Below are 6,707 nucleotides of genomic sequence, written 5' to 3' on the forward strand. Positions count from 1 at the left end.
GGAGCGAGTGGGGGTCAGGGCTGGGGCACCTCGCGCTCCCTCAGTCCGCGGGGGTCGAGCACCTCGCGGATGAGGCGCAGCTCATCGGCATCCGGCTCCCGGGTCCGCGCGATCTCCGCGGGCACATGCAGGTCGAACCCGGTCGCCGCGATCACGTCGGCCACCTCCACACCGGGGTGCAGACTGACGAGCGCCATGGTGCCGTCGGGACCCGAGAGGTCGAGCACCCCGAGATCGGTCACGATCGCACGCACATCGTGGAAGCGCATGTCGGCGCGACGGGCGTTGTCGCTGCCGACGCCCGTGACGACGTCGACCGCCGGCACGAAGACACGCGGGGCGTGCCGTGGCACGAAGTAGCTCGTGGCGTGATTGCCCGTGTTGGTCGCCGCGCCGCGAGGCCCGACGAGCTGACGGCTCGGCCGGTCGCGGTCGCCGATCGCCGAGAGGTTCTGGTTGCCGAACCGATCGAGCTGCGGTGCGCCCATGATGACGTGCCGACGACCGGTCGCGATCAGCTCGAACAGCTTCGCGTAGGGCAGGTGCCCCTCGGGCTGTGTGAACGGACGATCGACCGCCGGGGTGTCGGCGAACAGCGTCGCATCGCCATCGCTGAGCAGCAGCTCGGGTGTGTGGGTCAGCCGCGCCAGCCGCGCGCCGATCGTCGGGACGACGCCGAACGAGCTGGCGAGCACGGCGCCGGCCCCGCGGAACAGGTCGCTGCAGGCGGTCGCCGCGATCTCAGAACGGGTGATCACGAGGAGATCTCCTCTCGGAGGAAGTCGGCGACGAACGCGTCCCACGCCTCCGGCGAGGCTGCGGCGTCGGCGTAGCGGCGCTGCGCCGCGTCATCGCGCGGGTACTCCGGGACGAACGCGGTGAACCCGGCGCCTCGCGGCGCCTCGATCACATGGTCGGTCTCGGAGCGGTTCAGCAGCAGCGTCGACGGATGCTGCGACGCGAGCTCCGCGGTGCTCACGATCCGCTCGGCCGACACGACCGTCACCGCGGCAGCGCGGGCCATCAGGTCGTCGAAGAACGGGTCGGGACCGAGGCACTGCGCGTTTCCGACGGCATCCGCCCGCTCGACGTGCAGCAGCGCCAGATCCATGGGGATCGCGGGCATCGCGACGAGCGTCTCGCCGTCGTCGTAGGGCGAGACGATCGTGCGGATGCCGGGGTTGCGGTTCACGGCATCCGAGCCGATCCCGTTGCGCAGCACCTCGAACGGCAGACGTCGAGATGCCGCACGCAGGCCCGCCACCAGCATCGCCTCGTCGAGCTCGGTCGTCGTGACCGCTCCCGCGCGACGCGCTGCGGCGAAGTGCGGGTCGATCGGGATCGAGTCCAGCGACACGAAGCCGTGCATGACGTGGGACGCCTGCCCGGTCGCGCACAGCATGCCGACGTCGGGACCGCCGAAGCTCACCACGGTCAGGTCTTGAGCGCCGGAGCGCACGAGCTCGCGCACCAGCGCCATCGGCTTGCGCCGCGAGCCCCAGCATCGGCGACGCCCGCCAGGTTGAGTTCGAAGGTGAAGCCCTGCTCGAAGCGGTAGCTGCGGTTGACGTCGATGGGGTCGATGCCGTTCAGCGCCTCCTTCGCCGCACGGATGACACGCGTGTCCTTCGCGGCGATCTGGCCGGCGAACTCGAGCGCCGCCTCGTCGAGACGCTCGCGCGGCACGACCTGGTCGACCGAGCCGAGCTCGTGCAGGCGCTGCGCCGTGATCGTGCGGGCCGAGAAGTACATGCCGCGCAGCAGGTGCGGGGGCACGAGGCGCGCGAGGTGCGTCGCCGCGCCCAGCGCGCCGCGGTCCACCTCGGGCACGCCGAAGTAGGCGTCATCCGACGCGATGATGACATCCGAGTTGCCGACGAGGCCGACGCCCCCGCCGAGGCAGAAGCCGTTCACGACCGAGATCACCGGCACGGGGCATTCGTAGATCGCCTTGAAGGCCTCATAGCATCCGCGGTTCGCGCCGAGCAGGCCGCTGAACCCCTCGATGCGCTGCATCTCCTTGATGTCGACGCCGGCGTTGAAGCCGCGCCCCTCGGCCCGCAGGATGACCACGCGCGTCTCGGGGTCGTTCCCCGCATCGCGCATCGCCGCGGCGACGTCGAACCACCCCTGGACCGGCAGTGCGTTGACCGGCGGGTAGTTCATCGTGACGACGCGTACGCCCTTGTCCTGCATCGTGATCTCGATTGCCATGGCAGTGGCCTCACCCTTCTTCTTGTATGACAGATGCTGCGAGACGCTCTCGCAGCCAGGCGACGGACCGCGTCAGCGCGGATTCCGCCCCCTCGTGTTCGATCACCGGGCCGATCAGCTCGACGTCGACGATGCCCTCGTATCCGGCATCCAGCGCCGCCGCGAATAGCCGCTCCAGGGGCAGATCGGCGTCGCCGGGAACCCAGCGGTTCGGGAACGTGGAGGTGCCGACGACGAAGTCCGACACCTGCAGGATCTCGATCAGCTCGTGCTTGTCTGCGATCAGCCGGGCGAGCCCGCGCTCGTACCAGCAGCAGTACAGGTCGAGACACACGCCGATGCCGACCTGCTCGGCGAGCGCGAAGGTGTCGGCCGCGGTGTGCGTGAAGCTGATGTCGGCCCGCACCGGGAGCGTGTTCTCGACCGCGAGGCGGACGCCGAGCCGACGCGCCTCGGCGACGGCGGGCGCGAGCCGTGCGGCGAACCGCGCCGCCGCCTCTTCCCACTCCAGATGCCCCGAGGGCCCGCACGTCAGATACACGACGCCGGCGCCGAGCTCGTGCGCGGCGCGCGTGCCCTCGATCAGAGCGCCCACCTCGCGCGCCCACCCGGGATCGTCATCGGGTGCCGCAGTGAACGCCTGCACGAGGTAGCCGACGCGCACGCCGTGCTCCGCGAGGAGCATGCGCAGCGCCGGGATCCCGAAGGCGACGACCTTGCCGATCGGCAGACCCACGAGGTCCGTGCCGGTGCGGGCGTACATCGCGATCTCGTCGGGCAGCTCCCAGCTGAAGGCGGCCATGCCGCTCAGGCAGACGGGGTTCACGGCGGTCATCTCAGCGCATCCTGCCCACGGCATCCGCGATCTCGGCCAGCGCCCGAGCGACGTCGTCGCGCTCGTAGCCGAGAAGCTCCTGCTCCGCGGCATCCGGCTCGAACGAGATGACCGCGCCGCGGCCCTGCACGATGAACCGGTCGGGCTGGAACGGGTGCTCCTCGTCGCGCTCCTCGATCACCGCACTGCTGCCCGCGGCATCCGCGAGCAGCTGGAAGTACTCGCGGTAGGTGAGGTTCTGGTCGCCGACCAGATAGGCGCGCCCTCCCTCGCCGCGGTCCAGCGCACTCAGCACCGCCTGCGACAGCGAGCGCACCGACATGTAGTTGGTGCCGCCGGGAGGGGCGAACAGGGCGGGCTCGTCGAGTTCGCCGCGGGTCCAGGCGAACATGCGCGCGTAGCGACGCAGGGCGCGCTCGTCGGCACCCACGATCGACGGCGGGTTCAGCGTCATCGATGCGAAGGAGTCGTCGCTCAGCGCCCGGGCGCCCTCGTCGGCGTCGCGACGCGCGGCGACATAGGGCAGCTGCTCGGCCCACTGCGGGTTGAGCTGGTGGTAGTAGCTGCCCAGCTGCACGAATCGGGCGACGCCCGCGGCCTTGGCGCGCGCCGCGAAGCGCGGCACGCCGACGCTCTGCGTGCGCTCCCAGAATGCGGCGTCGTCATCGCCCTCGGCGACATGGCGGATGTCGTTGCCCGCCGCGAACACCACGGCGTCGAAGCCCTCGAGTTCACGAGGCGAGGCATCGGCATCCGTGTAGTCGCCGAGCAGCCGCGGGAGTCCCGCGACCGCACTCGGGTCGCGGTCGAACGGGCCCCGCCGCGACATCACGGTGACCTCGTCGCCGCGCGCGAGCAGGTCGGCGGCGAGGTGGCTGCCGATCATGCCGGTGGCGCCGACGACGAGCACGCGGCTCATGAGAACACCGCCACGCCGTGCGAGATGGCCGGCGCGCCGTCGCGGCGCACCTCGAAGGCGCCGTCGGGCCAGTACTCGAGGTCGAGGTCGTCGCCCGGAACGACGAAGCCGCTGAAGCGCCCCTGCAGCCGCGTGAGGTCGGCGGAGGCCCCCTGCTCATCGGCCAGCACGAGAGTCGACGCGGCGAGCGTGCACAGCCCCTGCAGGATCGGGGTCGGCTGTCCGATGCGCGCGGATGCCTCGGGGTCGATGTGGATGTGGTGCATGTCGCCGGTGAGGCGATAGAGCGCCGCCTGCGTGGGGAAGGTCGACAGGGTGGCCGTCGTGCCCGCCGGGCGTTCGTCGTCAACGGTGCGACCGGGGCCGCGCTCACCGCCGAAGCCGCCGACGCCGGGCGCGAACAGCGACCACATGGCGGTGAACTCGTCGCACTCGACGATGACCTCGAAGATCGCCGCCGCGCCCTTGTCCCACACGTTGCCGACACGCGCCGAGAGCGTCAGCTCACCCGAGCGGGGCAGCGCGCGATGCACCTCGAGCGTCTGCGCACCGTGCACGGCCGTGTTGTCGAACGCCCCGGCGTCCGCGAGCATGTCGGGCGCCCACTGCGACAGCGTCAGACCGAAAGACGGGAGCACCCGCAGGCGATCCTCGAACACGAGGTCGAGGTCATCGGCACGGGCGCCGACCGACAGGGCGTAGAGGATCGCGTCGTTCTCGGTGTATCCGACAGTGCGCTCGCCGAGCAGCTGGCCGGCCCAGTCCCCGGCGATCATGCGCCGTACACCGGCTCAGGGCTGACGCCCTCGGCGACCATGGCCCGGACGGCCTCGCCGACCTCGGCGGCCTCCCAGCGACGGTCGAGCTCGCGGACCGGTCCGTGGTTCCATCCCTCTTCCAGGCACAGGCGTCCGCCCTCGATCTCGAGCACACGGCCGGTGATCGAGCAGTCGGGGCTGGCGAGCCACGCGACGATCGGCGAGACGTTGGCCGGGTTCATGCGGTCGAAGCCCTCTTCGGGAGCCGCCATCGCCTCGGCGAACGGCCCCTCGGTCATGCGGGTGCGCGCCGACGGGGCGATCGCGTTGACCATGACGCCGTAGCGGCCGAGCTCCTGCGCGGCGACGAGGGTGAGTGAGGCGATGCCGCCCTTGGCCGCGGCGTACGCCACCTGTCCGACGCTGCCCTGCAGGCCCGCGCCGGACGAGGTGTTGATCACGCGGGCGACGGGCGTGCGGCCCTCCTTCGCCTCATTGCGCCAGTACGCGCTCGCGTGGCGCAGGGGCGCGAAGTGCCCCTTCAGGTGCACGCGGATGACGGCATCCCACTCGCTCTCCTCGGCGTTGACGAGCATGCGGTCGCGCACGAAGCCGGCGTTGTTGACGAGGATGTCGAGGCGGCCGAACTCCGAGATCGCCTGGGCGACGAGTTCGCCCGCCTGGGTGAAGTCGGCGATGTCGGCGCCGTTCGCGACGGCTTCGCCGCCGGCGGCGCGGATCGTCTCGACGACCTCCTGCGCAGGGCCGACCGAGTTTCCCGCCCCGTCGAGCGTGGTGCCGAGGTCGTTGACGACGACCTTCGCTCCGTGGCGGGCCAGCTCGAGCGCGTGCTCACGACCCAGTCCTCGACCGGCACCGGTGACGATGGCGACGCGACGTTCAAGAATCCCTGTCATGTTCGGCTCTCCCTTGAGACTGCGCAGCGCGCGGACGGAATGCTGGCCAGCATACAACCAAGCAAACGCTAGGGCAAATGCGGTACACTGCCGGGGATCGAGAGGTGACGACATGACCACTCCCCCGCTGTTCTCCACCGCACTGACGTCGCTCACGGGCGTCGACCACCCCATCGTGCAGACCGGCATGGGATGGGTCGCCGGCGCACGCCTCGTCTCGGCCACCGCGCAGGCCGGAGCGCTCGGCATCCTCGCCTCCGCGACCATGACGGTCGACGAGATGAAACGCCAGATCATCGAGGTGAGGGAACGCACGGATCGTCCGTTCGGCGTGAATCTGCGGGCGGATGCCGGCGACGCGGCCGAACGCGTCGAACTGCTCATCCGCCACGGCGTGAAGGTGGCGAGCTTCGCGCTCGCGCCCCGCCGCGAGCTGATCGACCGGCTGAAGGAGCACGACATCGTCGTGATCCCGTCGATCGGCGCGGTGCGCCATGCCGAGAAGGTGGCCGCCTGGGGCGTCGACGCGGTCATGGTGCAGGGCGGAGAGGGCGGCGGCCACACCGGCGCCGTGCCGACCTCGATCCTGCTGCCCTCGGTGGTCGAGGCCGTCGACATCCCGGTGATCGCCGCCGGAGGCTTCCACGACGGGCGGGGACTCGCCGCCGCCCTCGCCTACGGCGCCGCGGGCGTCGGCATGGGCACGCGGTTCCTGCTCACGAGCGACAGCGCGGTGCCCGAGGCCATCAAGCAGCGCTACCTCGACTTCGGCCTCGACGGCACCGTGGTGACGACGAAGGCCGACGGCATGCCGCACCGGCTGCTGCGCACCGAGTTCGTCGAGGGCCTCGAGGGCCGCAGCGGCCTGTCGCGCCTGCTGCCCACCGTGCGTCGCTCGCTCGAGTTCAAGAAGCTCTCGGGGTTGAGCTGGCCTGCTTTCCTCAGGGACGGACTGGCCATGAAGAAGGCCACCGGGCGCTCGTGGGCGCAGATGAGCCTTGCCGCGAACACCCCGATGCTGCTGAAGGCGGGCCTGGTCGACGGCGACACCCAGGCCGGCATGC

General features: G+C 71.0%; 8 protein-coding genes. 1 reads left to right on the plus strand and 7 read right to left on the minus strand.

From position 1 onward, the window contains the following. Window positions 1-14: 14 nt before the first annotated feature. From RT309_RS01755 to RT309_RS01785, 7 genes are read right to left on the minus strand one after another with little or no spacing between them, the layout of a single operon-like run. Entirely contained in the window at window positions 15-758 is a 744-nt protein-coding gene (locus RT309_RS01755) for a CoA-transferase (RefSeq protein WP_313354766.1), read from the minus strand. Further along, complete coding sequence (locus tag RT309_RS01760; RefSeq protein WP_313354768.1) at window positions 755-1,480, minus strand: CoA-transferase; 726 nt, start codon at window positions 1,478-1,480, stop codon at window positions 755-757. Before RT309_RS01760 ends, RT309_RS01755 begins: the two co-directional genes overlap by 4 nt. Further along, window positions 1,435-2,214 (minus strand): enoyl-CoA hydratase family protein, encoded by a 780-nt coding sequence (locus RT309_RS01765; protein WP_313354770.1) that lies wholly within the window; start codon window positions 2,212-2,214, stop codon window positions 1,435-1,437. The genes RT309_RS01760 and RT309_RS01765 overlap by 46 nt, the downstream gene beginning before the upstream one ends. Before the next feature lie 10 nt (window positions 2,215-2,224). After that, window positions 2,225-3,049, minus strand: coding sequence for a TIM barrel protein (locus RT309_RS01770; protein WP_313354772.1), 825 nt, complete (start codon window positions 3,047-3,049; stop codon window positions 2,225-2,227). 1 nt (window position 3,050) lies between these two features. Then, on the minus strand, window positions 3,051-3,968 hold the full coding sequence (locus RT309_RS01775) for an NAD-dependent epimerase/dehydratase family protein (protein ID WP_313354773.1): 918 nt from the start codon (window positions 3,966-3,968) through the stop codon (window positions 3,051-3,053). Further along, the gene (locus RT309_RS01780) at window positions 3,965-4,744 is read right to left on the minus strand and encodes a MaoC/PaaZ C-terminal domain-containing protein (RefSeq protein ID WP_313354774.1); all 780 of its coding nucleotides are present in this window, start codon (window positions 4,742-4,744) and stop codon (window positions 3,965-3,967) included. Before RT309_RS01780 ends, RT309_RS01775 begins: the two co-directional genes overlap by 4 nt. Further along, entirely contained in the window at window positions 4,741-5,643 is a 903-nt protein-coding gene (locus tag RT309_RS01785; protein WP_313354776.1) for an SDR family oxidoreductase, read from the minus strand. Before RT309_RS01785 ends, RT309_RS01780 begins: the two co-directional genes overlap by 4 nt. 112 nt (window positions 5,644-5,755) lie before the next feature. On the opposite strand from RT309_RS01785, the gene RT309_RS01790 reads away from it, so the two are divergent. Next, a partial coding sequence (locus RT309_RS01790) for a nitronate monooxygenase (RefSeq protein WP_313354778.1) occupies window positions 5,756-6,707 on the plus strand: 952 nt, incomplete at its 3' end.

The sequence above is a fragment of the Microbacterium sp. genome (assembly GCF_032084865.1).
In the GTDB taxonomy this organism is placed as follows: Bacteria; Actinomycetota; Actinomycetes; order Actinomycetales; family Microbacteriaceae; genus Microbacterium.

What these genes read in the sequence shown, in the direction of transcription:
- RT309_RS01765 (WP_313354770.1), bottom strand. Translation starts at nt 2,214, where the DNA reads ATGGCAATCGAGATCACGATGCAGGACAAGGGCGTACGCGTCGTCACG.
- RT309_RS01785 (WP_313354776.1), bottom strand. Translation starts at nt 5,643, where the DNA reads ATGACAGGGATTCTTGAACGTCGCGTCGCCATCGTCACCGGTGCCGGT.
- RT309_RS01775 (WP_313354773.1), bottom strand. Translation starts at nt 3,968, where the DNA reads ATGAGCCGCGTGCTCGTCGTCGGCGCCACCGGCATGATCGGCAGCCAC.
- RT309_RS01780 (WP_313354774.1), bottom strand. Translation starts at nt 4,744, where the DNA reads ATGATCGCCGGGGACTGGGCCGGCCAGCTGCTCGGCGAGCGCACTGTC.
- RT309_RS01770 (WP_313354772.1), bottom strand. Translation starts at nt 3,049, where the DNA reads ATGACCGCCGTGAACCCCGTCTGCCTGAGCGGCATGGCCGCCTTCAGC.
- RT309_RS01760 (WP_313354768.1), bottom strand. Translation starts at nt 1,480, where the DNA reads ATGGCGCTGGTGCGCGAGCTCGTGCGCTCCGGCGCTCAAGACCTGACC.